The organism is Ferrovum myxofaciens (assembly GCF_000735045.1).
Lineage (GTDB): Bacteria > Pseudomonadota > Gammaproteobacteria > Burkholderiales > Ferrovaceae > Ferrovum > Ferrovum myxofaciens.
On record NZ_JPOQ01000283.1, the window covers coordinates 1 to 807 of the forward strand.

Below are 807 nucleotides of genomic sequence, written 5' to 3' on the forward strand. Positions count from 1 at the left end.
GTCCGGGCAAACCAAGGTAACTTTTGATTACAAGGATGGTATGGCCTCTGGCGCGAGTGTGCTGATCACGAGTGGAAACCGGATCCTGGACAAGGCGGCCTTGGCTGCCGTTCATGTCGCCCATTTCCCGGAAGCCACTGCCGAGTATGCGGGAAGGGTACTGACCTTCGAGATCTGGGTAAAATTTTTGGGCCTGGATGAGCATGAATGAAGGTACCAACCACTTCGTCTTCTAACTCGTTACCGACCTGCGCGAAAAGCCCCGTCGTTCAAGGCGGGGAGGATGTCAAAGGAACAGAATGCCTGTCACCACAGCAAACAAAAGAAAAGGGAAAGACAGGACATGAAATTCGCGCCAAATTTGACGATCCCTTGCCATCCGCAAGGCGATCAGATTGGCCATGGAACCGACAAATAGTCCGAACCCTCCCGCATTAACCCCATAGGCCAAGGATTTTAGAGAGTCTGTCTCTGGTGCCATAAAAAGGGTTGCAGGTACATTACTCATCACTTGTGACAATAAAATTCCCCATAAAAACAGAATGATATGAGATTTACCCTGACCTAGGCCCGGCAATTGATGCGGATTGAAAAAAGAACTCAGAAACCCAACATCGATGAAGAATAACGTGAATGTCACCAACAAACCCCAATCGAGGAAACGCAACAAGAGCGGACGAAAGTAAGCGGTAAGCCAGCGGCGTTGTATTTTCCCGGATAATTTTTCTGCATACTCCTCTTCAGATTGTGACACAGGAGAGCAGGTATGGAAACCAAGCGTAGCAGGAGAATTCGCCACAGCAGGCA

General features: G+C 49.3%; 2 pseudogenes. One reads left to right on the top strand and one right to left on the bottom strand.

The annotated features are described in order from the left end of the window. Positions 1 to 211, top strand: a pseudogene (locus tag IV91_RS18590) (TonB family protein); the annotation flags it as partial. Between the two features lie 75 nt (positions 212 to 286). Here the strand turns inward: IV91_RS18590 and IV91_RS0113530 are convergent. Continuing rightward, positions 287 to 807, bottom strand: a pseudogene (locus tag IV91_RS0113530) (hypothetical protein); the annotation flags it as partial.